Raw genomic sequence first — 25094 nt, forward strand, 5'->3', positions numbered from 1 at the left:
CCCAGAACAATACCAGCCCCACACCCACACACCGAACCCCGACCAACCCGCACCCCAAAAGCAAACAAGGCCCGGCACCCTTTGAAAGGCACCGGACTCCGTCCGACAATTGGAGCGCCAGGCCCGGATCGCACGGACTCTTCCTACTGAAAGTAGGACGTGCTCTGGTAGCACCACTGACGCCTGGCGAGGAATCATCTCCCTCGCGACGAGAAGTACAGTACCAGCTCCGTGATCAGTCACCGAACCGGAGGCGAACCCCGCATGACGAGCGCTCAACCCGAGGCCACCCCGTACGCCGACGGACGGCTCATGGACGTGCACCGCCCGTCCGCCGGCACCGCCGGGCCCGCGCCCGTCGTACTGCTGTGGCACGGCCGGGGCCCCGACGAGCGCGACGTGCTGCGGCCGCTCGCCCGGGAGGCCGCCGGGCTCGGCCTGCTGGTGCTCGTCCCGGACTGGCGCTCCGACCGGCCTGACGGCGGCCGCGCCGAGCTGCTCGCCTCGCTCGCCCACGCCCGCCGCACCGCCGCCGCGTACGGCGGGGACCCGGACCGCCTGATCCTGGCCGGCTGGTCGCTGGGCGGCCGGGAGGCCATAGCCGTGGCCACCCACCCCGACACCCCCGCCGAGCGGCGTCCCATCGCCGCCGTCGGCATCTCCTCCAGCTACGCCCGCCCGGCGATCACCACCGGGGACGCCCCTCTCGACCTGCTGGCCGAGCAGCCCTCTCCCGTCCCGCTCTGGCTGGTCCACGGCACGGAGGACGGGGTGCTGGACATCGAGCACACCCGGCAACTGAGCGCTGCTCTGACAAAGCAGATGTCCGCGGTACGGGTTCTCGAACCCGCCACCGACCACGCGGGCGTCATCATGACCGTGTACGACGCCGAGGCGGACCGCTGCCTCCCCACCACCGCCGAAGCGGTGCTGCGTGCCGGCCGCCGGACCGCCGCCGTCCTCGCCGAGGCCGCCGGGCTGTCGTAGGTAGCGGCACCACAGGCAGGGCGCGGCCTACCGCCCCGCGACGAGGGAGCGCAGGCCGTGGCCGCGTTCCATGGCCTCCAGGTCGCGCTGCAGCGGCGGCCGGGGGACGGCCAGGACGGGGCAGCTCGCGTGCCGGACGCAGTAGGCGGTGACGGAGGGGCGCAGCGCCCGGGAGAGGCAGCCGCGGCTGCTGCCCGCGCCGAGGACGAGCAGGTCGTCGGGGTGGTCGGCGAAACGGACCAGGGTGTGTCCGGTGTCGCCGCGGACGGCCTGGCAGCGCAGCCGGACTCCGGCGTAGCGGCCGGCGAAGGCCTCGTCGAGGGCTTGCCGGAGCCGGGCGACGGCGGCGTCGCGGCCGGCGGTGATGGCGGCCGGGCAGGGTGTGCGGCGGTAGCCGATCTCTTCGCCGGGTGAGGTCCAGCAGAGGAGGGCGAGGACCTCGGCGTCGGTGCGGTGGGCTTCGGCGACGGCGTGGTGGAGGGCGGCGAGGCTGCCGAGCGAGCCGCTGACGCCGACGACGATCCGGCCCGCGCGGTCGGCCCGCTCCGCTGCCTCGTCCGCGCCGGATATCTCGCTGTCCGCCATGGTGCGCCCCGCCTCTCGGTCCGTACCGCCGTGCTGTGCTGTCGTCCTCCAGCAAAGCGGGCCGGCACCGCACCTCCGGCGCCCGTTGACACGCCTCTGACGCGCGCGCGGGTGTTCCGTACGTGTCCCTGATGCCCCGGGGTCGCTACGACGCGGTCCGGTACGCCTCCAGGTGGTCGGCCAGCTCTGCGGGGTGGCCGGGCATGGGGCAGTGGTCGCCGGGCATCACCGCCACCACGTCGTGGCCCCGCCGGCGCAGTTCGGCCTCCAGCAGGTGCCGGTACCACGGGCCGGACGCGGCCCCGGGAATCAGCACGTACGCAGCCATCGTCAGTGACCTCTCGGCAGCGCAACGGGCAGTCCGGACATCCTCCTCCATCCTCGTCACGGCACTCTGGTGAAGGCCGACCGTTTCCCGGTGTGAAACGGCTTGCCTATCCCTCCGGTGGTTCGGCTTCCCAGAGGTCGGCGAACATCCGGTCCAGGTGTTCCTCGCCGATCGGGGGGACCGGCAGCGGGTGGGTGGCCTGGGTGCGGAAGCCGTCGAGGAGCAGGGCGAGGTAGCGGCGCCAGAGGTCGGGGCGCAGGTCGGTGGTGGCGGGCAGGGCGCGGCAGAGCGGGCCGAGCAGGAAGAGCAGGTCCATGGTGACCACGTCGCGCCGCATGGTGCCCTGGTCCTGGGCGCGGGCGATGAGGGCGCCGACGGTGGCGGCGTTCCGGCGGCTGATCTCGATCATGCCGGGGATGGTGGGGATGGCCTGGGTGACGAGGTCGTTGATGCCCCGGTCGGCGGCGACGAGTTCGAAGATGCGCTCGAAGTAGTGTTCGAGCGCGGTCCAGGCGTCCTCGGCGGCGAGGGCTTCCTCGCCGGCCCCGGCCAGGCCGACGGCGGCGTCGGCGAACACCTCGCCGATCAGCGCCTCGCGGGTCGGGAAGTGGCGGTAGAGGGTGGCGTTGCCGACGCCGGCCTCCTTGGCGATCTGGTCCAGCGGGACGTCGAGGCCGTGCCGGGAGAACATGCCGCGGGCGGCGGCGAGCAGCAGGTCGCGGTTGCGCTGGGCGTCGCGCCGGAGCCTTCCCGGGGGGTTCGCGCTGCTCGGTGCCATGTCCCGACCCTAGCAATCCCGGGGGCGGGTGGTCGGGCGGCGGTCAACTACCCTACGGAGGCGTTGATTCCGCGAGGGGTCCGGAGCGGCTCGCGAGGGGCCGCGGTGAGTCGAGGGGGCGGCCATGGCCGAAGTGGTGGAGTTGCGGTACTACCCGGTGAAGGGGTGCGCCGGGGTCGAGGTGGCGCGGGCGGAGCTGACTCCGGCGGGGCTGGCCCACGACCGGGCGTTCATGGTGGTGGACGAGGACGGGGTGTTCCGCTCCCAGCGCCGGGACCGCCTGCTGGCCACGGTCCGCCCGACGGTCGGGGAGGACGGCCGCCGGCTGACCCTCGACGCCCCGGGTGTGGAGCCGGTGACCGTCGCCGTGGACACCGAGGGTCCGCGCCGGGCGGTGCAGCTGTTCGGCGCCCCGTTCTTCGGGATCGACCAGGGCGAGGAGGTGGCCGGCTGGCTGTCCGGGGTGCTGGGTGCCCGCAGCCGGCTGGTCCGGGTGCCGCCGGAGCACGACCGGGTGACCGACGGGCTGGTACCGGGCACGTCCGGCTACGCCGACAGCTGCGCGGTGCACCTGCTGTCCCGCGCGTCGCTGGAGCGCTTCAACGCGCTGAGCGGCGGACTCCCCGTGCCGGCGGACCGGTTCCGCCCGAACCTGGTGGTGGACGGCTGGGACGAACCGCACACCGAGGACCTGGCCCGCCGGATCACCGTGGGCGGCGCCGAGTTGGCCTATGCCAAGCTCGCGATCCGCTGCTCGGTGACGCTGGTCGACCAGTCGACGGGCGCGAAGGCCGGTCCGGAGCCGCTGCGGACGCTGGCCGGCTACCGCCGGGCGGCGGTCGGCGGGGTCGCGTTCGGCAGCAAGTTCGCGGTGCTGCGGCCCGGCACGCTGCGGGTCGGGGACGAGCTGGTGGTGGACGCCTGGGGGCCGTCCGAGCTCTGAGGCCGGTCGCGGCGGGCCGCCGGGGCGGGCGGGGGCCGCCCCTCGGCGATCCGGCGATCCGGCGATCCGGCGGGCCCGTCGTTCCGGCGGCCCCGGCGGAGACGTGCGCCGGGGCCGGGAGGGGCGTGGGGCGCGTGTCAGCAGCCCTGGTCGATCAGCGAGAACGTGACGTAGTGGTCACCGGTGTAGTAGTCCTCCTGGGTCGCCTGGCCGGTGATGATCCGGCGGGTGCCGCGGGTCGGGGCACCGGGCGTGATGACGGTGTACTCGTGGTAGTAGCCGTTGGACTGGCTGGGCAGGACGTGCTCCCTGTTCTGGAACACGACGCCGTCCTGGGAGTACGGGAACGGCCCGTCGGTGGCGATCAGGTTGAGGGTGTCGGTCGCCTCGGGCGGGAGGGCGGACAGACACACCGTGCCGCTCACGTCGGCGTGCGCCTCGGTGGCGACGGCGACGGGCGCGAGGGTCATCAGGGCGACGGCGGTGACGGCGGCAGCGCGGGTCTTCCACGCGCGTAGAGTGCGGGTCATGTCCACCAGTGTGACCAGCCACCGACAACTCCGGAAGCCCTGCGACAAACTATTAACCGACGGGTAACTCACCTGTCTGACCAGCGACTTGAGCCGTATCCCAGCTCCGACCCGAGCCCGGCCGGCGCCGTCCACGAACCGCCCGGACACCCCATGGGTCGACCGCCGTCGAACTAGCAACCCGACCGCTGTCGGCTCCTCACAGCTTCCTCACGTTCGCTCCCCGCTCCAGTCGCGCCGCATAGAGTGACGGATCATGTCGGACCGGAACGACCGCTGACGGGGTGGGCATGAACACGGGGACGAACACGAGCGCGGGCACGGGACCGCACCCGGCCACAGCCACGGGCGCGCCGCTGACCGCGCGGCAGCTGATCGGACTGCTGGTCGACCCTGGCGCCTTCCAGGGCTGGGACGAGCCGCCGGCCGACCCGCCCACCGACCAGGCCGACCCCGGCTACCGCGCCTCGCTCGACCGGGCCCGCGCACGCACCGGTCTCGACGAGGCCGTCCTCACCGGTGCCGGCCTGGTCGGCGGGCGGCCGGTGGCGCTGGTCGCCTCCGAGTTCGGCTTCCTCGGCGGCTCGATCGGCGTGGCCACCGCCGAGCGGATCACCCGCGCCGTCGAGCGCGCCACCGCCGAGCGGCTGCCACTGCTCGCCCTGCCCGTCTCCGGCGGGACGCGCATGCAGGAGGGGTCGGCGGCCTTCCTGTGCATGCTGCGGATCACCGCCGCCGTCCAGGCGCACCGCGCGGCCGGTCTCCCCTATCTCACCTATCTACGGAACCCGACCATGGGCGGGGTCTTCGCCTCCTGGGGCACGCTCGGCCAGCTGGTGTTCGCCGAGCCGGGCGCCCGGCTCGGCTTCCTCGGCCCGCGCGTGTACGAGGAACTGCGCGGCGTGGAACTGCCCCCGGACGTGCAGCGGGCGGAGACGCTCGCCGGACGCGGCCTGGTGGACGCCGTCGTGCCGCCGCAGGACCTGCGCGAACTGGTCCGCCGCACGCTCGCCGTCCTCGCCACCACCGCGCCCGCCCCGGGCAGCACGGACACCAGCGGCACCGGCGCCCCCGGTCCCGGCCCCGGCCTCGCTCCCGACCCCACCCCCGACGGGGCCGCCGAACACCCCGACGCCTGGGACTCCGTCCGCCGCACCCGTCGCCCCGACCGCCCGGGCACCCGCGAGCTGCTGCGCCACACCGCCGAGGAACTGGTGCTGCTGGACGCCCCCGGCGGGCGGGACGGCGCGCTGGTCCGCGCCCTCGCCGTCCTCGGGGGTCGGCCGGTCCTGGTGGTCGGCCAGCAGCGGCAGACCCCGGAGCACGAGCGCCCGTTCACCGCCGCCGACCTGCGGGCCGTCCGGCGCACCGCGCGGGTGGCGGAGCAACTGGGGCTGCCGCTGGTCACGGTCGTCGACACGGCCGGGGCCGAACTGTCCGCGCAGGCCGAGCTGGACGGGATCGCGGTCGAGATCGCGCACTGCCTGACCACCCTGCTGGCGCTGCGCACGCCCGTCCTGGCGGTGCTGCTCGGCCAGGGCTCGGGCGGCAGCGCGCTGGCGCTGCTCCCGGCCGACCGGGTGCTCGCCGCCGGGCACGCCTGGCTGGCGCCGCTGCCACCGGAGGGCGCGTCCGCGATCGTCCACCGGGACGGCGGGCACGCCGCCGAGCTGGCCCGCTCCCAGGGCATCGGCGCGGGCCACCTGGCGGAGGTCGGGCTGGTGGACGAGGTGGTCGAGGAGCGGCCGGACGCGGCGGACGAGCCGGAGGCGTTCTGCGCGCGGCTGGGACGGGCGGTCGGTGCCGCGCTCGGCGGGCTGGCGGCGCTGCCGGAGCCGGACCGCCTCGCGGCGCGGGCCCTGCGTCACCGCCGGCTCGGCGACCTCCGCTGAACCCCCGCCGGGGCCCGACGGTCTCCCCCGGGCCCCCACGGGTGTGGCGCCGGTCTCAACGGCGGCGAGATCGTCTGTACCCAACGTGCCGGCGGCAGACCGGCGGGTGACGGCCTCAGCGGCCCAAACGGTGAGTGCGCTCACACCGGAATGCGGTCCACGACGGGCGATAGTGGCAAGCCTCGGGCACCCGCGCCCCGCCCCGCCGACGGGGCGTTCGCGCAGGTCACCGCCGGTCGGCGCGCTCCGCGCAACCGACCCTTCGAATCCACGGCGGCCGCCCCCCGTACGACCGGGGGTCGTAACAAGGGGGTCTTGGCGACGCCCGATCCGGCATGCCAACAATGGCTCAGTCGTCAGCCGCACCGGCACCTGTCCCGCCGGTAGCGACTTACTGCCAGGTCACGCCCCACGACCATTTCGGCCCCTGTCCGGCCATGGTCCAAGGCGGGGCGTGACCCGGCCCAACCCGATTGAGGTCCTGTTCTTCATGCCCACTTTCAAGCTCCGTATGCGCACTTCCGCCGCGATTCTCGCCGGCGCCGCCGGTCTGACCGCCCTGGGCGCGGGTGTGCTGCCCGCCACCGCGAACGCCGCCACCCTGTCCCCGCAGGCCGTGGCCGCCCAGATCGTCCCGGCGAACCAGCTGGCCTCCTTCAGCCAGATCATCGCCCACGAGTCCAGCTGGAACGTGACCGCGACCAACGCCAGCTCGGGCGCATACGGCCTGGCCCAGGCGCTGCCGGGCTCCAAGATGGCGACGCACGGCTCCGACTGGAAGACCAACGCGACCACCCAGATCAAGTGGGCGCTGGACTACATGAACTCCCGCTACGGCAGCCCGAACGCCGCCTGGACCTTCTGGCAGGCCAACCACTGGTACTAAGCCGACCACCTCGGCTCACCGGACTCCACCCGCATCCTGACCACTCCCCCCTCACCCCGGGGGTCGGACAGGGATCACCGGGGTGACCCCAGAGGGCCCGGGCCCGCGCGATCCGCGTGGCCCGGGCCCTCTCGTGGTTCCCACGCACCTCTCGCGGGTCGCGCGGTGCCTCCCGCCGTTCGCCCGGCCCGCTCCCGGCTCACCCGGCCCGCTCCCGGTTCGCCCCCGCCTCGCCCGACCCGCTCCCGGCTCGTCCGGACGCCCGGGCCGCGCCCCGTCGCTCAGAGCTCGCCGGTGAGCCCGAGCAGTTCCCGCATCCGCGCGTACTTGGCGGCCAAGCGCTCGGCGGTCGCGGCGTCCAGCGCGGCCAGCCGGGCCGGGTCCGAGTTGTGGGCGAGGTCGGCACGCTTGACCAGCAACGCGCCCGGCGTGGCCAGGACCCGCGCGGTGTACGCCTCGACCGGCTCGTCGGGGCGGCGGGTGAGCGCGTCCACGATCGTCTTGGTGGCCTCGGACAACGCGGCCCCCGCCAGCCACTCCCGGCTCAACCGGTCGTCCTCGACGGTGTCGTGCAGCCAGCCCGCCGCGATCTGGGCGTCGCTGCCACCGCGCGCGGCCGTCCCGTGTGCGACCGCCGCGATGTGCTCGCCGTACGGGTGGCCGTTCTTGTCGACCTGCCCCTCGTGCGCGCGCCGGGCGATCGCCTCCACCTCGGCCAGGCTCAGGTACTCGGGTTCCATCGGCGCGTTCTCGGGCTCCATCGGCTCATCGTAGGCCCGTGGTCTCCCCGTTCACGCTCACTGGTTTACTGCCCCGGGGCGGGAGACCCCCGGCCCACCCGGCAGACCGTCCGAGCGATCCGAGGAACCATGCCATCCCTGCACCCCCTGCTGTCCGGATTCGCCCCGATCTGGGCGCTGACCGGGGTCGGCTACCTGGTCGGCCGGACCGGGCTGCTCGGGCCGCACGCGGAGCCGGTGCTCAACCGGTTCGTCTTCCACGTGGCGATGCCGGCCTCACTGTTCCTGATGATCGTCCGCACCCCGCTGGACCACTTCGCCAACCCCTCGATGCTCGCCTTCACCGCCGGCACCGTCGTCTCGATCGGCCTCGGGCTGCTCGCCGGGCGCCTGCTGTTCCGGCGCAAGACCGGCGAGTTGGCGATCGGCGCGATGGCCTGCGGGTACGTCAACTCGGCCAACCTCGGCATCCCGGTGGCGATGCAGCTCCTCGGTGACGCCTCCTTCGTCGCACCGGTGGTGCTGTTCCAGATCCTGGTGGTCACGCCCGCGGTGCTGGCCGTCCTCGACGGCGGCGCGGCCGGCCGCCGGGCCCTGCTCACCCTGCCACTGCGCAACCCCATCCTGTTGGCCACCGCGCTCGGCGCCGCCGCCTCCGCCTGCGGGCTTCACCTGCCCGCCGAGCTGAACCGCTCCTGCGAACTGCTCGGCGGCGCCGCCGTGCCGACCGCCCTGGTCGCCCTCGGCATGTCGCTGCACAACCGCCCGCCGGCCACCGGCCGTTCGCGCCACGCCGAGGTCGGGCTGACCGTCGCGGTCAAGACCCTGATACAGCCGCTGGTCGCCTTCGCGGTGGCCGGCCCGCTGCTCCACCTCCCCGCGCACCAACTCCTCACCGTGGTGCTCTTCTCCGCCCTGCCCACCGCGCAGAACGTCTACGTCTACGCCCGCGAGTACGGCCAGGGCACCGGGCTCGCCCGGGACTCGGTGCTCTGGTCGACCCTGGCGTCGATGGCGACCCTGTCGGTGATCAGCTGGTCCCTCGCCGCGTAGCCGAGGCCTTCCGGAGAGGTGACGACCACCCGTACACGGCACGACAGTTGTCCCCCGCGAGCCGTACAAAAGCGGGGAACCGGGGCCCTCGTCGGACTCCCGGTGGAATGCTGGCGCCCATGAGCCAACCGGACCTTCGTTCCGCAGAGTTCCACCACTGTCCGTCCGTCGTCACGCTGCCGCAGACGGACGTGGACCACTACAACACCGTTCCGCGCGGTGCCTTCCTGATCGATCCGCGCCTGCGCTGCGACCTCGCCGGCGGGCACGGCGGCACCCATTCCGCGCTGGTCCAGGGCGTCGGCTTCGACCTGCACTGGGCGTCCTGGCCCGAGTACCTGGTCGAGGTCGGGCCGCGCTGCCCGGCCGTCGGCCCGTACGAGGGGCCGGAGCCGCCGCGCGACCCCAACATCTGCCTGCTGCGCGAGGACCACCCCGGGCCGCACTACGGCGAGACCTGGTTCTGACGCCCCGCCGGTCACTCCCCCAGACCGGTGGTGCCCGCCGAGTTCGATCCCAACGCCTCCCCGGGCCGGCCGGGGTCACCACCCGGCCGGCCCGGGAGGCGTCCACCAGTTGGATCAGCCCCGGCCCTTCGCCGAACACAGCCGCACCCACCACGCCCCCGGGTCGCCGAGGCCGCACCCCGCACCCCGCACCCCGCCCGGAGCGGCGGTCGCCGTCCTACCGGGCCTCCCGCCGCCGGCGACGGATTGGCCCGAACGTCGCCAAATCCCTTGTACCGCAATCGACTTGGCGCTGGCAGACTGACACCGCCACGTCGGCCCACTCACACCTCACGGAGCAGCCATGCCCGCGTTCGTCCGACGCCTCGCCCCCGCGGCGGTGCTCGCGCTCACCGCGCTGGCCGTCACCCCGGGCAGCGCGTCCGCCGTGGACCGTGACGGGCCGGCCGTCGCCGCCTCGGCGGGCGAACACCCGGGGCTGACCTGGACCGCCCTGGAACAGCGCGCCGGTGTGGTGCACGTCGGCACCGACGGCGCCAGCAACCCCTACCTCGGGGACACCGCCGCCGACACCGAACTGCCGGTGCTCTGCCTCCACCAGGACGGCCGCCCGGCCCCCACCGGGATCCCCACCGCCGGCTTCCACAGCTGGGCGGGCGGGGAGGTCGCCGCGACGGCCCCGACGGCCGGGTCCGACCTGAGCAACCGGGACGACGCCGACGGGCTCTGCGAGGACTCCTTCGGCGCCGGCTGGCGAATGGCCGAGTTCCACGACGGGCAGGGCTGGTCGCTCTGGGCGGCCGGCACCCTCCCGGCGGGCACCCGGTTCTGGACGGCGATCAACGACCAGCCGGCCAACCCCTGGTCCTGACGTCCGCGTGGTCCCGGGCCGTCCCGTGCGAGCGCGGGACGGCCGACGGGGGCGGGGGTCAGTAGATCAGGTACCCCGGGCGGTGTCCTTCGTCGTCGATCTCCCCGGTGGCCTGCGCCCTGAGCTTGCGGGACAGCTCCTCCAGGGCTCGGGAGGCCGCGACCTCCTCACCGATCCTGGCGAGCGGGCGGTCGTCCGTGCTCTTCATCGACTCCCCGTGGGCGCGCAAGCCCGGCGCCCGCGCACCGGTCAGCCTGGCCTCGCACGCCGTGTGCACTCCGTCTTCCTCGAAGCTCAGCTCCACGTCCCACTGGTTGTGCATGCCACACCTCCTGGCAGCGGCCCCCTCGCGCCTGTCCGGACCGGCACGGACGGTGAGCCGTGGCGGCCGCTCACACCAGCGTGCGCCCGTCCGGCCCGTAGCGGCAAGCGGGCCCGGCCCGGGGCTGCGGACCCGCCCGGGAACCAACTCCCCCGCCCCGGGTCTCCCGGCCCCGGCTGCTCTCCGCCGCCGGCCGGGCCGCGTCGCCGCCCCGGCGGTACGCTGACGGAAACGCGCCGCGACCGCCGACCGAACCCGGACCCGCCGGCGCGGCGCGGGCAGTGACTACCGGGTGGTCCCTCCGTGGCGGTCTTCCTCCTCGCCCTCGGCGCCGCCTGCTGCCTGGGCCTCGGCTTCGTTCTCCAGCAGCACGCGGCGCAGCGGGCGCCCCGTGCCGACCTGCTGCACTGGCGGCTGCTCCTGGACCTGATGCGGATGCCCGAGTGGCTGCTCGGCACCGGGTTCATGGTGTGCGGACTGATCCTGTCCGCGCTCGCCCTCAACCAGGGCGAGGTCTCGCTCGTCGAGCCGCTGCTCGCGACCAACCTGCTGTTCGCCATGGCGCTCTCCCGGGTGCTGACCCGCCAGACCCTCGGCCGCTCGGGCTGGGCCGGGGTGCTGCTGCTCGGCCTCGGGGTGACGGCGTTCATCGTGGCCGGCCGGCCCACCGGCGGCGGTGCGCCCGGCGGGGAACTGCGGCACTGGCTGGTGGTCGGCACGGTGGTCGGGCTGACCCTGCTACTGGTCTCGTTGGCCCGGCGGCTGCCGCTGTTCGAGGAGGCCACCCTGCTGGCCCTCGCCGCCGGTCTGCTCTACGGCCTCCAGGACGCGCTGACCCGCACCACCACCCAGCGCCTCGACCACAGCGGGCTGGACGCGGTGCTTCGCAGCTGGCAGCCGTACGCGGTGGTGGCGGCGGGCGTGGTCGGGCTGCTGCTGGTGCAGAGCGCCTTCGAGGCCGCGCCGCTGCGGATGTCCCTGCCGGCGCTGACCGCCGCCCAGCCGCTGTCCGGGATCGCCTGCGCGGTCGGCTTCCTCGGCGACCGGCTGCGGGTCACGCCGGGTGCGCTGGCCTGGCAGTCCGCCGGGCTGCTGGCCATCGTGGTCGGGGTGATCGTGATCGGCCGCCACCCGGCGATGCCGGGCAGCGTCCGCGAAGCCCCGGAGAGCGTCGGGGCGCCACCGGAGGACGAGCGGCCCGAGGAAGACCCCGGAGGCCGGCCGGGAAACGGTCCGGCCTGACCACCGGTGCCGGAGCGTAATTCGCTTGACCGGGCCACGGGTCAACGCTGCACTGTGGCGAGGCACACGGGCCGTGGTGCCGTCGTCATCCAGGGGAGGAAGCGGCAGCGATGGAGATCCGTCCGACAACCGATCAGGACCTCGACGTCTACGTCGACACGCTCCATGCCGCGTTCGGGCTCTTCCCGGAAACCCCGGCCGACGGCGGCGGGCTCTGGTGGTCGGCGACCGAGATGGACCGCAACCTGCTCGCCGTGACGGCGGACGGGCGGCCCGTCGGCACCGCCGGCGCGTACACCTTCGAGCTCACCCTGCCCGGTGAGGCCCTCGTCCCCACCAGCGGGGTGACCGGCGTCGGCGTCCTGCCCTCGCACCGGCGCCAGGGCGTGCTCACCGCGATGATGCAGCGCCAGCTCGCCGAGTTTCGGGCCCGCGGGGAGTTCCTCTCCGTACTGCTGGCCTCCGAGGCCGTGATCTACCGCAGGTTCGGCTACGGACCGGCGACCTACACGCAGCGGCTGACGGTGCCGCGCCATCAGGCCGCCTTCGCCCTCCCCCGGGCGCGCGGAACGGCCGACACTGCGGCGCCCGGCCCGGGCACCGGCTCGATCGAGCTGCTGCGGCGGGCCGAGTGCGGCGAGATCCTGGAAGCGGTCTACGACCGGTACCGCCGCGCACAGCCCGGCGCACTGTCCCGGCCGCACCGCTGGTGGGCCTTGGGCGCGGGCCGGCCCCCGGTCTCCGCGGCGTCGCGCTACGTCGCCGTCCACCGGGATGCCGACGGTGTCCCGGACGGCTACGCCTGCTACTCGCTCGGCGACGGCACCTTGACGGTCGACGAGACCATCGCCACCGACGACGCCGTCGCCACGGCCCTGGCCCGGTTCGCGCTCGAACACGACCTGGTCTCCCAGGTCGTGTTCAAGCACGTTCCGTCCGACCACCCGCTGCGCTGGCAGCTTGCGGACTTCAACGCCGGCGAGGGGAGCAGCAGCACCGACTGGCTCTGGGTGCGGCTGCTGGACGTCCCGCGGGCGCTGACCTCGCGCGGCTGGTTCGTGGACGGCGAGCTCGTCCTCGACGTCGACGACCCGTTCCTCGGCGAGCACGGCCGCTACCTGCTGACCGTCCGGGACGGGAAGGCCGAGTGCGTCCCGACGGACCGGGAGCCCGACCTGTCCCTGGACGTGAGCGACCTGGGCTCGGTCTACCTCGGCGGCACCACCCCGAGCACGCTGGTGCGCGCCGGGCACATCCGGGCCCACCGCCCGGGCGCGGTCGCCCTCGCCGACGCCCTCTTCAGCGCCGAGCGCGCCCCGCACTGCCTGCACTGGTTCTGACCAGCTGGTTCTGCCCGACTGGTTCTGACCGGCTGGTTCCGGCCGCACGCTCGCCTCGCCGCCCCTGTGCGACAGGCCTACGGGCGCGCCGGGACCGACGCGGGCGCGAGCTCGGGCTCCGTCGCCGGCTCAGGCTCTGTCCCCGGCTCGGGCTCGGGCCCTGTCCCCGGCTCGGGCTTCGCCTCGTCGGCGGTGCCCGTCCGGCCGCGCCGGCGGTCCATCTCACGCCACTCCGGCCGCAACCCGGCCAGGTTGGTGGAGGCGAAGTAGAGGGCGCCGCCCGCGACCAGGGTGGGTATCAGCCCGACGAGGCCGACCGCTGCGCCGGCCAGCAGGCCGCCGAGCGGGATACCGGCCCAGGCGAGGGAGTCGCCGAGGGCGTGGACGCGGCCGAGCAGGTGGCGGGGCACCCGCTCGAAGAGCACCGCGCCGAGGATCGGGTTGAGGAAACCGCCGCCGAAGCCACCGACCGCGAAGACCGTGAGCACCACCCACAGCGGCGCGCCGCACGCGAGCACCAGGAAGCGCGGGGCCCCGACGAGCAGGAAGCCGGCGAAGAACACCGTCCGGCGGGGCAGCCGGTGAGCGACGGCCGCCGCGATCAGGCTGCCGACGACCGCCGTGATCCCCCCGGCGGTGCCGGTCAGGCCGATGGCGGCCGGGCCGTTCCCCGACTCCCGCGCCCAGACCGGGAGGAGGACCGTGATGAACCCGGCGTCGAGCAGGTTGGTGATGCCGACCAGCACCGTCACGGTGAGCAGCAGCGGATCGGAGCGCAGGAAGGTGAAGCCCTCGCGGAACATCCGCCAGTAACCCACCGGTTCGGCCCCGGACTTGGCCTCGGACTCGGCCCCGGCGGCCTGCTCGCCGGCGGGTGCCAGGGCCGCCGCGCGCCCCATCCCGCGCGGCAGGGCGAAGGCGATGACGAGGGACCCCAGGGCGAAGGTCGCGGCGTTGAGCGCCAGCCCGGCCAGCGGGCCCATCAGCGCGACCAGCCCGCCACCGACCGCCGGGCCGACCGTGGAAGCCAGCCGTTCGGTGACGCCGGAGAGACCGGTGGCGCGCTCCATCGGCACCCGGGCGCGGTCGGCGGCCTCCGGGACCATGACCGACTTGGCCAGATCTCCCGGGCCGCGCATCGCGCCGATCACCGCGACCATCGCCAGCAGCACCCCGAACGGCAGCAGCCCCAAGGCGTGCAGCAGCGGGACCAGCCCGGCCGCGACGGCGCTCACCAAGTCCGTCGTCCAGGACACCACCCGCGGCCCGAGCCGATCGACCAGCGGCCCGGTCAGCGCCTTGACCAGCACGTACGGCGCCATCTCGGCGAAGGCGACCAGGCCCGTCATGGTGGCGCTGCCGGTGGTGGCCAGGACGAACCAGGGCAGGGCGATGGCCGAGACACGCGTCCCGGTGATGGAGACGGCCATCGCGGAGAGCACCCCGACCAGCGGCCGGAGGCTACGCGCGGGCGCGTCGGCGACGGTGGTCATCGGGACCCCGCCTCACCGGTGTCGGTGTCGGTGTCACTGTCGGCACCAGCGCCGGTGTCGCTGTCGGTATCACTGTCGGTACCAGCGCCGGTGCCGACGCTCGCGTCGGGCAGCACGTGCACGACCACGGAGACCCGCTCGGTGCCCTCCGGGGCCGGCCCCTCCGCGTCCAGCGCGCGGTAGCGCCGCACCACCGCGGACAGGTCAGCGGCCAGTTGCCCGGCCTCCTCGGGGGTGAGCTGCAACAGCACGTCGCTGAGGCCGACCGCCTTGCGCCACTCCCGCGGCATCGTCTCGAAGGCGTCGACCGACCGCTGTGCGGTCAGGGCGTGGGCGGTGAGGACGGACCGGAGGAAGCCGACGGCCGTGTCGGGCTCCTCGTCGGCCATGTCGTCACCCGTCCAGACGGTGAACTTGTGGGCCGAACGCCACCACCGCTCACGGGCGTTTCCGCGCTCGGGATCCTCCTCGACGAAGCCCGCGGCAGCGAGCTGGCGGAGGTGGTAGCTGGTCGCCCCGGAGTTGAGCCCCAGCTGCTCGGCGAGCCTGGTCGCCGTGGAGGGGCCGTGCTTGCGCAGCAGCCCGACCAGCTGCATGCGCACGGGGTGGGCCATCGCCCGCATGCCCTTGGCCGTGAGGACGATGTGGGGGTCATCGCTGTGCATCCAGCCGCGTTCATCGGTCATGGCAGGAGCGTAGAACCGCAAAGACATCTTTGCAAAGGGTTTTTTGCGAAGATGTCTTTGCGGTGAGCAAGAGGGTCGCGAAGGGCCGCACGCCGACCGTCCGCCGGCCTTCCGTCAGTCGTGCGCGACCACCAGCAGCAGCACCACCGTCAGCCCGCCGCCCGGCGTGGCCTCCACCGCCAGCCGCCCGCCCGCCGCCAGCACCAGGCTGTGCACGGCGGGCCCGACCGGCCCGTCGGCGCGGGCGCCCGCGAGCAGCCACTCCCGCGCCCCGGGCAGCTCGGACGACCCCCGGTCGGCCACCCGGATCTCCACCCGCCCGCGCGGTCGCGCCGCCCCGCTCAACCCGGCCGCCCGCAGGGCCGTCGCGGCCGGGCCCGGCCCGCCCGCCACCTCGGCGCGGACCAACACCCGCCCGCCGGGCGGGTTGCGCCGGATCGCGTGGTCGACCAGGCCGGCGAGCGCGGCCTCCAGCCGCCGGGCGTCCGCGGCCACCACCGGCAGCCCCGGCGCCAGCCGGGTCGTCACCGCCGCCGCCCGGCCGCCGCCGCGCACCACCTTGCGGACCACCTCGGCCACCTGGACGTGCCGTGCCTGCGGCTCGCAGCCGGCCTGCCGGCCGGTCCACTCGACGCGCTCCAGTTCCGGCCGGGACAGCTCCCGGGGCCCGGCCATCTCGCCCGGTCGGAACGGTCCCGGTTCCTCGCCCGCCACCACGCCGCCGGGCCCGCCCGTACGGCCGGGGCCACCCGGCCCGCCGAGGGCGCCGAGTGCCCTGGCCCCCGATGCGACATAGCCCCAGAGCTTCCCGCTTGCCATCGCCCTGCCCCTCACGCATCGCCGGCGGCCGTCATCAGTACCGCGGCCGACCGGCGCGGGCCGCTTCCCAGGCCCTGCTGTCAGCCTGCACCTCACTCGTTCGGGTGACAATCCGGCTCCGGGACGCGAACCGGGCACCACCCCCGCCGGTCGGCCGGTGCCACACCCGCCGACCGGCGGGGCAGGCCCGGGCTCCGGCCCGCCGCGGGCCCGCGACGCGGCGCCGCCGACCCCGGGCCGGGCCTCACGAACTCCCTTCGCCCGCCCGGAGGTCCGCCGCCCGGGCCGGAGCCCGGAGACCCCCCTAGACTGGCCCCATGCCCCGGCTCAACGACCAGGTGCGGGAGCTGCTCCAGGAGTACGCCGACCTGATCAACATCACCGGCGGGGACGCCTTCCGGGCGCGGGCCTACGAGAAGGCCGCCCGCGCGGTGGGCGGCCACTCCGAGGACGTCGCCGGCCTGGACGCCAAGGGCCTGCAGCAGATCCCCGGCGTCGGGAAGTCCACCGCCGAGAAGGTCGCCGAGTACCTCACCACCGGGCGGATCACCGCCCTGGAGGCCCTTCGCGTCGAAGTCCCGTCCGGGGTCCGGGAGATGACGGCCGTGCCCGGCGTCGGCCCCAAGCGCGCCCTCGCCCTCTACCGCGACCTGGGCATCGCCTCCGTCGACGACCTGGCCGAGGCGGTCCGCTCCGACCGGCTGTCCGGCGTGGCGGGCTTCGGCGAGCGCAGCGGCGAGAAGATCCTGCACGGCATCGAGTTGCTGCGGCGCTCCGGCGGCCGCACGCTGCTCGACGCGGCCACCGAACTGGCCGAGCAGCTCGTCGCCGCGCTGTCCGCCGTGCCCGGCTGCACCCGCTGCGCGTGCGCGGGGTCGCTGCGCCGGATGCGCGAGACGGTCGGCGACGTCGACGTGCTGGCGACGGCCGCCGACTCCGCCCCGCTGATGGCCGCGCTCACCGGACTCCCGTACGTGGCCGAGGTGATCGCGAGCGGTCCGACCAAGACCTCGGTGCGCACCACCGGGGGCGTGCAGGTGGACCTGCGGGTCGTCCCGGAGGAGGACTGGGGCGCGGCACTCGTCTACTTCACCGGATCGAAGGCGCACAACATCAGGCTGCGCACGATGGCCGTCCGGGCCGGGCTGAAGCTCTCGGAGTACGGCCTGTTCCGGACCGCCGCCGAGGGAGCGGACGGCGAGGAAACGGACGGCGAGGGCGCGGACGGCGCCAAGGTGGCGTCCGCGACCGAGGACGAGGTGTACGCGGCACTCGGCCTGCCGTGGATCGCGCCGCCGCTGCGCGAGGACCGGGGCGAGATCGAGACCGCCCTGCGCGGTGAACTCCCGGATCTGGTCCAGGAGTCGGACCTTCGCGGCGACCTGCACACGCACACCGACCTGACCGACGGCCTGGCCACCCTGGAGGAGATGATCGACACCGCGGCCGCCCGCGGCTACTCCTACTACGCCGTCACCGACCACGCACCGGACCTGGTGATGCAGCGGATGACGGACGAGAAGATGCTCGCCCAGCGCGAGCGGCTGCGCCGACTCGCCGACCGCCACCAGAAGCTGCGCCTCCTGCACGGCACCGAGCTGAACATCGGCCCGGACGGCGGGGTGGACTGGCCGCCCGGGTTCCTGGCCGGCTTCGACGTCTGCGTGGCCTCCGTGCACTCGCACTTCACCGCCGACCGGGCCGCCCAGACCCGCCGGCTGATCCGCGCCTGCGAGAATCCGCACGTGCACGTCATCGGCCACCTCACCACCCGGAGGATCGGCCGCCGCGGCCCGATCGACGTCGACCTGGACGCGGTGTTCGCGGCCGCCGCGCGCACCGGCACCGCGATCGAGATCAACAGTTCCCCGCAGCGGCTCGACCTGCGTGACGAGGACATCCTGCGGGCGAAGCGGCACGGCGTCCGCTTCGCGATCGACAGCGACGCCCACGCCACCGGGCAGCTCGCCTACCCGCGCTTCGGCATCGGTACGGCGCAGCGCGGCTGGCTCACCGCCGAGGACGTGATCAACACCTGGCCCTGGCAGCGGCTGAAGCGTTTCCTCCGCAAGGACGCGCTGCGCTGAGCGGGCCGCCGGGCACCCGGTGGGCGGCCCCCGGGCACAGGGCCGCCCACCCTATGGTCAGCTCGACACCGCCCCGAGCCCACCCCGCCGCCGCCCCGACGCGGTCCCGAGCCCACCCCGACGCCTCCCCGAGGTCACCGCTCCGCGAACGAGGCCCCCGGCGTGGCCAGCACCCGGGCCGCGCTGCGGTGCCCGAGGCCGGCGGCCAGGTGCAGGTCGCCGGCCTCCAGGAAGCCGGCCAGGAATCCCGCCGCGAAGGCGTCCCCGGCGCCGGTGAGGTCGCGCACCTCGCTCACCGGCGGCACGGGCACCGTGAACGGCGCGTCCCCGGGCACGTCGACGGTGGTCGCCTCGGCGCCCGCCTTGGTGACCACGGTGGTGGCCGCCAGCCGGGCCCGCTCCGGCCCCGGCAGCCCGCCCACCAGCAGGCCCAGGTACTCCGCCTCGGACCGGTTGGCGAACACGAAGGTCGGCGCCAACTCGGCCAGCAGGGCGAGGAAGCGCTCCCGCCCGTACTGCTCCAGCATGCCGGTCGAGGAGGCGTCCACCGAGGTGGTGCCACCCGCCCGTCGGACCCGCGCCAACGCGTCCACCGCGGAGCGGCCGACCGGATCGCCGTCGAAGGAGTAGGCGGGCACGTGCAGGTGGGTCAGGCCGGCCAGCCACTCGTCCGGCACCCGGTCCAGCAGCTTGGCCGCGCCGCGGTCGGGCAGCATGGTCCGTTCGCCGGTCTGGTCGATCAGGACCACGATGCTGCCGGTCTGGCCGCGCCGGGCGACCCGTACGTCCACGCCGTGCCCGGTCAGCTCGGCGACGACGCCGTCCCCGACCGGGTCGGCGCCGACGCAGCCGATGAACCGGGCCGGGTACTGACCGGCGGCGAAGCTCGCGACGTTCGCCGCGCTGCCGCCGCGCCGCCGGAAGACCTGGGCGCTGGAGTCGGTGCCGTGCCGCAGCGGGCCGTCGACCCAGACGACGATGTCCTCGACGAGGTCGCCGAGCACCCCCAGCACGGGTCAGGCCCCGCTGCGGGCGGCGGCCGCCAGCGCGGTCGCGATCTGGCCGCCGAGCCGGACGTTGCCCCGGTAGACCTCGACGTTGACCTCCAGGCTGCGGCCCTGGGTGTCGCGCTGGATGTGGTCGAGCAGGAACGGCGTGGAGGCGTTGCCGGTGACGCCCTGGCGCTCGGCCTCGGCCCAGGCGCGGGCCAGGATGCCGTCGAGTTCCTCCGGCGGCAGCTGCTTGGCGGGGTCCACCGGGTTGGCGATCAGGACGGCCTGCGGCAGGGCGAGGCGGTCGCGGGCCTCGATGAGCCGCGCGGCCTCCTCGGGCGACTCGACGCTGAAGTTGATCTCGTGGCCGGAGTCGGTGACGTAGAAGCCGGGGTACTTGCGGGTGCGGTAGCCGATGACCGGGATGTTGAAGGTCTCGAAGCGCTCCAGGGTGGCCCGGATGTCGAGGATCGACTTCACGCCCGCGCTGATCACGGTGACCGGCGTGGCGGCCAGGGTGGTCATGTCGGCCGACTCGTCGAAGCTCTCGGAGGCGCCGAAGTGGACGCCGCCGAGGCCGCCGGTGGAGAACACCCGGATGCCCGCCCGGTGGGCGAGGAAGGCGGTGGCCGCGACGGTGGTGCCGCCGTGGCGGCCGAGCGCGGCGACCACCGGCAGGTCGCGCAGGCTCACCTTGTCCAGGCCGTCCGTCGCGGACAGTTCGGTGATCTGCTCGGTGCTCAGACCGACCGTGGGCACGCCCGCGTGCACGCCGATGGTCGCCGGGACGACGCCCGCCTCGCGCAGCTGTCGCTCGGCCTCCAGCGCGACGGCCAGGTTGCGGGGGCGCGGCAGGCCGTGGGTGAAGATGGTCGATTCCAGCGCGACCACGGGCCGGCCGTCGGCCACGGCCTGCGCGACCTCCTCGGAGACGCGGATGGCCCGCGCGGAACGGGTGGCCGGCGCGGAGCCGGCGGCTTCGGGGGTGCTGGGGGGCAGTCCGGTCATGGTCGGATCTCTCTGTGAGATGCCACTGCGGTGGGGCAACGTGTCGCTCAGCGTATGGACGGTTCGCATCGGAATCCAGAATGAGTCCTGGGGCTTTCCATAGGCTCAGACCTATGGGTTGGCTTAGGCTTGAACCATGGGCTTCACCTTGCGTCAGCTTGAGGTCTTCCTCACCGTCGCCGAAACGCTGCACTTCGGACGGGCCGCCGAACGGCTGCACATCTCCCAGCCGACGGTCAGCCAGGAAGTCGCCCGGCTGGAGCGGACCGTCGGTGTCGAGCTGTTCGACCGCAGCCGCCGCTCGGTGGCGATGACCGAGGCCGGCGAGGTGATGGCCGCCGAGAGCGCCCGGCTGCTCGGGCAGGCCGAGACGCTGCTGGCCCGGGTGCGGCTGCACGAGGAGTCCCGGCTGGGGACGGCCCGGATCGTCGCCTCCCCCAGTGTGGTGAACCGGCTGCTGCCCGCCGTGGTCAGCCGCGCCGAACAGGAACTGCCCGCGCTCACCACCGCCGAGGTCGCCGTCGACACCGGCCAGGTCTCCACCGCGCTGGCCGCCGAACTCGCCGACATCGGCCTCGGCCGCTTCCTCGACGAGGTGGCCGGCTACCGGCTGGAGCGGATCGCCGACGAGCCGGTGCGGGTCGCCCTCGGCCGGGACCACCCGCTGGCCGGCCGGACGAGCGTGCGTCTCGGCGAACTGCGCGACCTGCCGCTGCTGCTGTGGCCGCGCGAGCAGCACCCGCGCTACTACGACCACGTGCTCGGCCTGTGCGCGGACCACGGCGTCGACCCGCCGGTCCTGGTCAGCCCGCCGCGGATCGTCGGCTCCCGGCTCTACCTGCTCGCCCGCAACCGCGCGTTCTCGCTGGTGCCCGGCTCGATGACCGGCCACCTCACCGAGGACGTGGCCACCGTCCGGCTGGACGGCCGGGCCACCCTGCCGCTGGAGATGCAGTGGCGGCTGGACGACCGCCGGCCCCGGCTGGCCACCCTGCGGGACCTGATCCGCCAGGAGGCGGCGGCCCTGGAGGTCGACTAGGGCTTTGCCGGGCCCGCGACGCCGGGCACCCGAAGCGCCCCCGGCGAATCCTTGACGCTGGCATGCCACCGCCGAAAGGATGCCCGGACCGCCCACCCGGCCTGCGGCAGCGCCCGCCGGCCGCCCGAACCCTGGGGACCAGCCTTGGCCGTCCGCCCGCTGCTTCGCCGCGCCGCCCGCCTCCTCGGCGCCGCCGCCCTGACCCTCGCCGGCACCCTCACCGCCGCCGCCCCCGCCCACGCCGACTTCGGCACCGACTACCACGACCCGGTCACCGCCACCCGGCCGCTCACCCGCCCCGACACCCGCTCCTGCACCGTCGAGGTGATGCACGACCAACAGTTCCGCAACGGGTACGGCAACCCGCCCGACACCCCGTACACCACCACCCTCACCCCGCCCGCCGACTGCGCCGGGCCCTGGTCGGCGGTGGTCCTGGACCTCCACGGGCAGGTCGCCGGGCGGCAGTTCGACCGCATCTTCAGCGCCCGCGTCGGCGGCGTCCAGGTGCTGCTCTCCTCCACCCCCGAGCCGTCCAAGGACGGCATCGAATGGAAGCTCGAACGCGATCTCACCCGCTACGCCCCGCTGTTCGCCGCCGGCCCGCAGCCGTTCTCCCTCGACCTCGCCAACGTCACCGACGCCACCTACACCGGCGTCTTCACCATCAGCGCCAGTGTCACCTTCTACACCGCGAACGACCGCTGGCCCGCCGCCCGCGCCGCCGACCGCCTGCTCACCACCGGGCCGTTCGCGCTCACCCAGGCCGCCCCCGCCGCCACCCGCGAGCTCACCTTCCCGCAGAACCTCGAACGCCTCACCGCCGAGGTCTACACCCGGGGCGGCGGCGCCTGCGAGGAGTTCGCCTACGCCTCCGCGCCCGACGCCTTCGTCAGCGCCAACCCCGGCCTCGGCTCCTGCGGCAAGGGCCCGTTCCGCGAACTGCGGCTCACCGTCGACGGGCGGACGGCCGGCGCGGTCTGGCCCTACCCCGTCATCTACACCGGCGGGTGGGATCCGCTGCTCTGGCGGCCCGTCCCCGGCGTCTTCGCCTTCGACCTGCCCGCCTACCGGCTCGACCTCACCCCCTACGTCGGACTGCTGCTCGACGGCCGCCCGCACACCGTCGGCATCGCGGTGAACGCCACCGAGGCGCAGAACAACGACACCTGGACCGGCCAGGTCAACCTCTTCGCCGACGTCGACCACGGCACCGCCCGCACCACCGGGCAGCTCACCGACCACCGGGTCGCCCCCGAGGCCGCCGTCGACACCCGGCTCACCGACCACGGCGGCGGCAGCGGCGACTGGACCGTCACCGCAGGCCGGCACGACCTCGCCCGCGGCTGGGTCCAGACCTCGCACGGCCGGATCACCACCGAGGTCCGCGACGACCTCGCCTTCCGCTCCGCCCAGCAGCTGCGCGACAGCGGCAACGACGTGACCCTGCACAACCGCACCGACCTCACCCGCACCACCGCCACCTGGGGCGGCGGCCCGCACCGCACCACCACCGTGCGCGAGGGCGAACCGCTGGACGTCACCTACCGCGTCACCCACGACGCCGCCGGCAACACCGACCAGCGGACCGCCATGGACCTCGGCTACCACCGCGAGGCCACCGCGGCCACCGGCGGCCACGTCACCGAGCGTTCGACCGTCGACCACACCCTGCGCCCCACCGCCCGCCGCCACGACGGCGACTCCACCGTCCGCACCGGCACCAGCACCGAGGACTACCGCAGCACCGGGCCCGACGGGCCGTACCACCGCACGCTCGCCTTCGTCGACGGCTGGCCGAAGCCGTAACACCGCCCCGAATCTCCCGACTTGCGAAATCCATCCGATTTCGGGCGGTTGACCCCTGGTGCACACGGCGTGGGAAGCGCATGATGGGAGGTGGACCTGCGAGGCAGCTGAAGGAGTTCGACCGCAGGAGGCAGTGGTGACAGATCGAGACGGATCAGGGTCTGCCACTGGCACTACCTCGGTCGACGATCGAACTGCCAGGCCGGAGGACACGATGTCCGGAGGCCACCCCCGCCTCGTAGGTTCCCCGCGTCCACGGAGCGCCCCCTCGGCTCCGTGGACGCGTCCGTCGCGGCAGGGCCCGTCACTGCGGCGCCTGTGACCGCGGGGCCCATCGCCGCGGCGCCCGTCACTGCGGCACCCATCACTGCGGCACCGGGTAGCCCGTCCCCCAGGCGTGGACGGCGATGCCGACCCGGCGCTCCCCGTCCGCCGCCGATGCGGCCCGGCGGGAAGTTCACGTCACGGCCCCGGCGCGGTTCACCAACGCGCGGTGAGGCTGGCGGCCATGAACGCTTCCAGTGGACATCTCCCCGTCAGCCGGCGCGGGATCCTGGCCGGTGCCACCGGTCTCGGTCTCGGCGGCGCCGTCTCCCTCTCCGGCATCGCGGCCACGCCCGCCGCCGCCTCTCCGCTGCTGCTGGAGCGGCCGGACCGCTCCGGCGCCCCGCGCGTCGCCGGGCTGCACCTCCAGTTCGGCTCGGACGCCTCGCGCGAGGTCGTGGTCTCCTGGCACACCACCGCCTCGGTCGGCAACCCCCGTGTCCGGTACGGCACTTCGCACGGCGGCTTGGGCCGCAGCGTGCAGGCCGACACCAACACCTACCGGGACGCCAAGTCCGGCACCGAGGTCCAGATCCACCACGCCCGGCTGAGCGGCCTGCACCCCGACACGGACTACGTGTACGCCGCCGTCCACGACGGTGCCACCCCGGAGCTCGGCACCGTCCGCACCGCCCCGCGCGGCCGGGCCGCCTTCACCTTCACCAGCTTCGGCGACCAGGGCACCCCCACCCTCGGCAAGAAGACCGCGAACGGCTACGCCAACGACAACCTGGGCAGCCCCGCCGCCGGCGACACCACCGCCGGAGTCGAGCGGATCGCCCCGCTGTTCCACCTCGTCAACGGGGACCTCTGCTACGCCAACCTCGCCACCGACCGGGTCCGCACCTGGTCCGACTGGTTCGAGAACAACACCCGCTCCGCCCGCCACCGCCCCTGGATGCCCGCCGCCGGCAACCACGAGAACGAGCGCGGCAACGGCCCGACCGGCTACGGCGCCTACCAGGCCTACTTCGACCTCCCCCCGTCCGGCTCCGACGACGAACTGCACGGCCTCTGGTACGCGTTCACCGCCGGCGCGGTCCGCGTCATCAGCCTCAACAACGACGACGTCGCCTACCAGGACGCCGGCGACTCCTACGTCCACGGCTACTCCGGAGGCGCCCAGCAGCGCTGGCTGGAGCGGGAGTTGGCCGCCGCCAACGCGAACCCCGAGATCGACTGGATCGTGGTCTGCATGCACCAGGTCGTCATCTCCACCGCCGACAAGTTCAACGGCGCCGACCTCGGCATCCGCGAGACCTGGGTGCCGCTGTTCGACAAGTACGGCGTCGACCTGGTGGTCTGCGGCCACGAGCACCACTACGAGCGCTCGCACCCGATCCGCGGCCAGCAGCAGACCGACACCCGCACCCCCGTCCCGGTCGCCACCGACACCGCCACCATCGACACCACCCGGGGCACCGTCCACCTGGTGATCGGCGGTGGCGGCACCTCCGCCCCCTCCAACCACCTCTTCTTCGAGCCCGCCAAGGCCCGCGTCATCACCGGCGTCGGAGCCGTCGACCCGGCCACCGGCAAGCGGCCCCCGCAGTACGTGATCGAGGACGCCCCCTGGTCCGCCTTCCGGGACGCCGAAAACCCGTACGGCTTCGCCGCCTTCGAGGTCGACCCGGGCGAGCGCGGCGGCCGGACCACCATCGACGTCACGTACTACTCCGTCAGCGGCCCGTACGGAGACCTCGTCCCCGTCGACCGCTTCACCCTCACCCGCCCGCGCGGCGCCCGCGGCGGCGGCCGGGGACGCTGACCCCGGGCGCCCGGGGGGGGGGGGGGGGGGGGGGGGGGGGGGGGGGGGGGGAGGGGGGGGGGGGGGGGCGCACTACCATACCTGCGCCGCTCCTTCTTCTCCTGT

At 74.5% G+C, this 25094-nt stretch carries 24 protein-coding genes; 13 read left to right on the forward strand and 11 right to left on the reverse strand.

Translation table 11 applies throughout. The features are described from left to right. Nucleotides 1-264 precede the first annotated feature (264 nt). Nucleotides 265-987 (forward strand): alpha/beta hydrolase, encoded by a 723-nt coding sequence (locus AC07BF_RS17805; protein ID WP_363631871.1) that lies wholly within the window; start codon nt 265-267, stop codon nt 985-987. 27 nt (nt 988-1014) lie between these two features. On the opposite strand, the gene AC07BF_RS17810 is transcribed toward AC07BF_RS17805, so the two are convergent. The 3 genes from AC07BF_RS17810 to AC07BF_RS17820 form a co-directional block, all read right to left on the reverse strand. Beyond that, nucleotides 1015-1572, reverse strand: coding sequence for a universal stress protein (locus tag AC07BF_RS17810; protein WP_350879087.1), 558 nt, complete (start codon nt 1570-1572; stop codon nt 1015-1017). Between the two features lie 145 nt (nt 1573-1717). Then, entirely contained in the window at nt 1718-1900 is a 183-nt protein-coding gene (locus AC07BF_RS17815; RefSeq protein ID WP_363631875.1) for a hypothetical protein, read from the reverse strand. 106 nt (nt 1901-2006) lie between these two features. Continuing rightward, a complete protein-coding gene (locus AC07BF_RS17820; protein ID WP_363585239.1) occupies nt 2007-2678 on the reverse strand; it encodes a TetR/AcrR family transcriptional regulator in 672 nt (223 codons plus the stop codon). A 124-nt stretch (nt 2679-2802) separates the two neighbouring features. Between AC07BF_RS17820 and AC07BF_RS17825 the strand changes: the two genes are divergently transcribed. Continuing rightward, nucleotides 2803-3621, forward strand: coding sequence for an MOSC domain-containing protein (locus AC07BF_RS17825; protein ID WP_478333580.1), 819 nt, complete (start codon nt 2803-2805; stop codon nt 3619-3621). 137 nt (nt 3622-3758) lie between these two features. Here the strand turns inward: AC07BF_RS17825 and AC07BF_RS17830 are convergent, their stop codons facing one another. Continuing rightward, nucleotides 3759-4151 (reverse strand): ribonuclease, encoded by a 393-nt coding sequence (locus tag AC07BF_RS17830; protein ID WP_400333744.1) that lies wholly within the window; start codon nt 4149-4151, stop codon nt 3759-3761. 290 nt (nt 4152-4441) lie between these two features. Between AC07BF_RS17830 and AC07BF_RS17835 the strand changes: the two genes are divergently transcribed. Together AC07BF_RS17835 and AC07BF_RS17840 are read left to right on the forward strand one after the other, a co-directional pair. Beyond that, entirely contained in the window at nt 4442-6043 is a 1602-nt protein-coding gene (locus AC07BF_RS17835; RefSeq protein ID WP_478333581.1) for a carboxyl transferase domain-containing protein, read from the forward strand. Between the two features lie 490 nt (nt 6044-6533). After that, nucleotides 6534-6929, forward strand: a complete 396-nt coding sequence (locus AC07BF_RS17840) for an aggregation-promoting factor C-terminal-like domain-containing protein (RefSeq protein WP_478317618.1) — start codon at nt 6534-6536, stop codon at nt 6927-6929. A 281-nt stretch (nt 6930-7210) separates the two neighbouring features. Here the strand turns inward: AC07BF_RS17840 and AC07BF_RS17845 are convergent, their stop codons facing one another. After that, on the reverse strand, nt 7211-7690 hold the full coding sequence (locus tag AC07BF_RS17845) for an HD domain-containing protein (RefSeq protein WP_363620903.1): 480 nt from the start codon (nt 7688-7690) through the stop codon (nt 7211-7213). A gap of 108 nt (nt 7691-7798) precedes the next feature. Between AC07BF_RS17845 and AC07BF_RS17850 the strand changes: the two genes are divergently transcribed. The 3 genes from AC07BF_RS17850 to AC07BF_RS17860 all read left to right on the forward strand — a co-directional run bounded on the left by AC07BF_RS17850 (nt 7799) and on the right by AC07BF_RS17860 (nt 10060). Further along, nucleotides 7799-8722, forward strand: a complete 924-nt coding sequence (locus AC07BF_RS17850; RefSeq protein WP_478333582.1) for an AEC family transporter — start codon at nt 7799-7801, stop codon at nt 8720-8722. Nucleotides 8723-8841: 119 nt separating this feature from the next. Continuing rightward, entirely contained in the window at nt 8842-9189 is a 348-nt protein-coding gene (locus AC07BF_RS17855) for a hypothetical protein (RefSeq protein ID WP_363585249.1), read from the forward strand. Nucleotides 9190-9532: 343 nt separating this feature from the next. Beyond that, a complete protein-coding gene (locus tag AC07BF_RS17860; RefSeq protein ID WP_363631883.1) occupies nt 9533-10060 on the forward strand; it encodes a hypothetical protein in 528 nt (175 codons plus the stop codon). 58 nt (nt 10061-10118) lie between these two features. Here the strand turns inward: AC07BF_RS17860 and AC07BF_RS17865 are convergent, their stop codons facing one another. Next, entirely contained in the window at nt 10119-10382 is a 264-nt protein-coding gene (locus AC07BF_RS17865; RefSeq protein WP_063350242.1) for a dsRBD fold-containing protein, read from the reverse strand. 303 nt (nt 10383-10685) lie between these two features. Here AC07BF_RS17865 and AC07BF_RS17870 point away from each other — a divergent pair, with 303 nt between their 5' ends. Next, nucleotides 10686-11624 carry a DMT family transporter gene (locus AC07BF_RS17870; protein ID WP_478333583.1) on the forward strand — a complete coding sequence of 313 codons (939 nt, stop codon included), beginning with the start codon at nt 10686-10688 and terminating at the stop codon, nt 11622-11624. Nucleotides 11625-11734: 110 nt separating this feature from the next. After that, the gene (locus tag AC07BF_RS17875) at nt 11735-12964 is read left to right on the forward strand and encodes a GNAT family N-acetyltransferase (RefSeq protein ID WP_478317619.1); all 1230 of its coding nucleotides are present in this window, start codon (nt 11735-11737) and stop codon (nt 12962-12964) included. Nucleotides 12965-13041: 77 nt separating this feature from the next. On the opposite strand, the gene AC07BF_RS17880 is transcribed toward AC07BF_RS17875, so the two are convergent. The 3 genes from AC07BF_RS17880 to AC07BF_RS17890 form a co-directional block, all read right to left on the reverse strand. Further along, entirely contained in the window at nt 13042-14457 is a 1416-nt protein-coding gene (locus AC07BF_RS17880; protein ID WP_478317620.1) for an MFS transporter, read from the reverse strand. Further along, complete coding sequence (locus tag AC07BF_RS17885) at nt 14454-15143, reverse strand: ArsR/SmtB family transcription factor (protein ID WP_478333584.1); 690 nt, start codon at nt 15141-15143, stop codon at nt 14454-14456. Before AC07BF_RS17885 ends, AC07BF_RS17880 begins: the two co-directional genes overlap by 4 nt. 114 nt (nt 15144-15257) lie before the next feature. Beyond that, on the reverse strand, nt 15258-15962 hold the full coding sequence (locus tag AC07BF_RS17890; protein WP_363585263.1) for a histidine kinase: 705 nt from the start codon (nt 15960-15962) through the stop codon (nt 15258-15260). Between the two features lie 317 nt (nt 15963-16279). On the opposite strand from AC07BF_RS17890, the gene polX reads away from it, so the two are divergent. Then, entirely contained in the window at nt 16280-18049 is a 1770-nt protein-coding gene (polX, locus tag AC07BF_RS17895; protein ID WP_363585265.1) for a DNA polymerase/3'-5' exonuclease PolX, read from the forward strand. A 134-nt stretch (nt 18050-18183) separates the two neighbouring features. Here the strand turns inward: polX and AC07BF_RS17900 are convergent, their stop codons facing one another. Next, entirely contained in the window at nt 18184-19062 is an 879-nt protein-coding gene (locus AC07BF_RS17900) for a carbohydrate kinase family protein (protein ID WP_363585267.1), read from the reverse strand. A 3-nt stretch (nt 19063-19065) separates the two neighbouring features. After that, a complete protein-coding gene (locus AC07BF_RS17905) occupies nt 19066-20049 on the reverse strand; it encodes a pseudouridine-5'-phosphate glycosidase (RefSeq protein ID WP_363585269.1) in 984 nt (327 codons plus the stop codon). A gap of 136 nt (nt 20050-20185) precedes the next feature. Here AC07BF_RS17905 and AC07BF_RS17910 point away from each other — a divergent pair, with 136 nt between their 5' ends. From AC07BF_RS17910 to AC07BF_RS17920, 3 genes are all read left to right on the forward strand, one after another. Continuing rightward, nucleotides 20186-21088 carry a LysR family transcriptional regulator gene (locus tag AC07BF_RS17910; protein ID WP_363585271.1) on the forward strand — a complete coding sequence of 301 codons (903 nt, stop codon included), beginning with the start codon at nt 20186-20188 and terminating at the stop codon, nt 21086-21088. A gap of 144 nt (nt 21089-21232) precedes the next feature. After that, nucleotides 21233-22897, forward strand: coding sequence for a peptide-N4-asparagine amidase (locus AC07BF_RS17915; protein ID WP_363585273.1), 1665 nt, complete (start codon nt 21233-21235; stop codon nt 22895-22897). Between the two features lie 508 nt (nt 22898-23405). Continuing rightward, nucleotides 23406-24989, forward strand: a complete 1584-nt coding sequence (locus AC07BF_RS17920) for a purple acid phosphatase family protein (RefSeq protein ID WP_363585275.1) — start codon at nt 23406-23408, stop codon at nt 24987-24989. Nucleotides 24990-25094 lie beyond the last annotated feature (105 nt).

This window comes from Kitasatospora sp. NPDC043950 (assembly GCF_056435345.1).

Excerpts from the sequence above, each read along its gene's own strand:
- AC07BF_RS17805 (WP_363631871.1), top strand. The coding sequence starts at position 265 with ATGACGAGCGCTCAACCCGAGGCCACCCCGTACGCCGACGGACGGCTC.
- AC07BF_RS17810 (WP_350879087.1), bottom strand. The coding sequence starts at position 1,572 with ATGGCGGACAGCGAGATATCCGGCGCGGACGAGGCAGCGGAGCGGGCC.
- AC07BF_RS17815 (WP_363631875.1), bottom strand. The coding sequence starts at position 1,900 with ATGGCTGCGTACGTGCTGATTCCCGGGGCCGCGTCCGGCCCGTGGTAC.
- AC07BF_RS17820 (WP_363585239.1), bottom strand. The coding sequence starts at position 2,678 with ATGGCACCGAGCAGCGCGAACCCCCCGGGAAGGCTCCGGCGCGACGCC.
- AC07BF_RS17825 (WP_478333580.1), top strand. The coding sequence starts at position 2,803 with ATGGCCGAAGTGGTGGAGTTGCGGTACTACCCGGTGAAGGGGTGCGCC.
- AC07BF_RS17830 (WP_400333744.1), bottom strand. The coding sequence starts at position 4,151 with ATGACCCGCACTCTACGCGCGTGGAAGACCCGCGCTGCCGCCGTCACC.
- AC07BF_RS17835 (WP_478333581.1), top strand. The coding sequence starts at position 4,442 with ATGAACACGGGGACGAACACGAGCGCGGGCACGGGACCGCACCCGGCC.
- AC07BF_RS17840 (WP_478317618.1), top strand. The coding sequence starts at position 6,534 with ATGCCCACTTTCAAGCTCCGTATGCGCACTTCCGCCGCGATTCTCGCC.
- AC07BF_RS17845 (WP_363620903.1), bottom strand. The coding sequence starts at position 7,690 with ATGGAGCCCGAGAACGCGCCGATGGAACCCGAGTACCTGAGCCTGGCC.
- AC07BF_RS17850 (WP_478333582.1), top strand. The coding sequence starts at position 7,799 with ATGCCATCCCTGCACCCCCTGCTGTCCGGATTCGCCCCGATCTGGGCG.
- AC07BF_RS17855 (WP_363585249.1), top strand. The coding sequence starts at position 8,842 with ATGAGCCAACCGGACCTTCGTTCCGCAGAGTTCCACCACTGTCCGTCC.
- AC07BF_RS17860 (WP_363631883.1), top strand. The coding sequence starts at position 9,533 with ATGCCCGCGTTCGTCCGACGCCTCGCCCCCGCGGCGGTGCTCGCGCTC.
- AC07BF_RS17865 (WP_063350242.1), bottom strand. The coding sequence starts at position 10,382 with ATGCACAACCAGTGGGACGTGGAGCTGAGCTTCGAGGAAGACGGAGTG.
- AC07BF_RS17875 (WP_478317619.1), top strand. The coding sequence starts at position 11,735 with ATGGAGATCCGTCCGACAACCGATCAGGACCTCGACGTCTACGTCGAC.
- AC07BF_RS17880 (WP_478317620.1), bottom strand. The coding sequence starts at position 14,457 with ATGACCACCGTCGCCGACGCGCCCGCGCGTAGCCTCCGGCCGCTGGTC.
- AC07BF_RS17885 (WP_478333584.1), bottom strand. The coding sequence starts at position 15,143 with ATGACCGATGAACGCGGCTGGATGCACAGCGATGACCCCCACATCGTC.
- AC07BF_RS17890 (WP_363585263.1), bottom strand. The coding sequence starts at position 15,962 with ATGGCAAGCGGGAAGCTCTGGGGCTATGTCGCATCGGGGGCCAGGGCA.
- polX (WP_363585265.1), top strand. The coding sequence starts at position 16,280 with ATGCCCCGGCTCAACGACCAGGTGCGGGAGCTGCTCCAGGAGTACGCC.
- AC07BF_RS17905 (WP_363585269.1), bottom strand. The coding sequence starts at position 20,049 with ATGACCGGACTGCCCCCCAGCACCCCCGAAGCCGCCGGCTCCGCGCCG.
- AC07BF_RS17910 (WP_363585271.1), top strand. The coding sequence starts at position 20,186 with ATGGGCTTCACCTTGCGTCAGCTTGAGGTCTTCCTCACCGTCGCCGAA.
- AC07BF_RS17920 (WP_363585275.1), top strand. The coding sequence starts at position 23,406 with ATGAACGCTTCCAGTGGACATCTCCCCGTCAGCCGGCGCGGGATCCTG.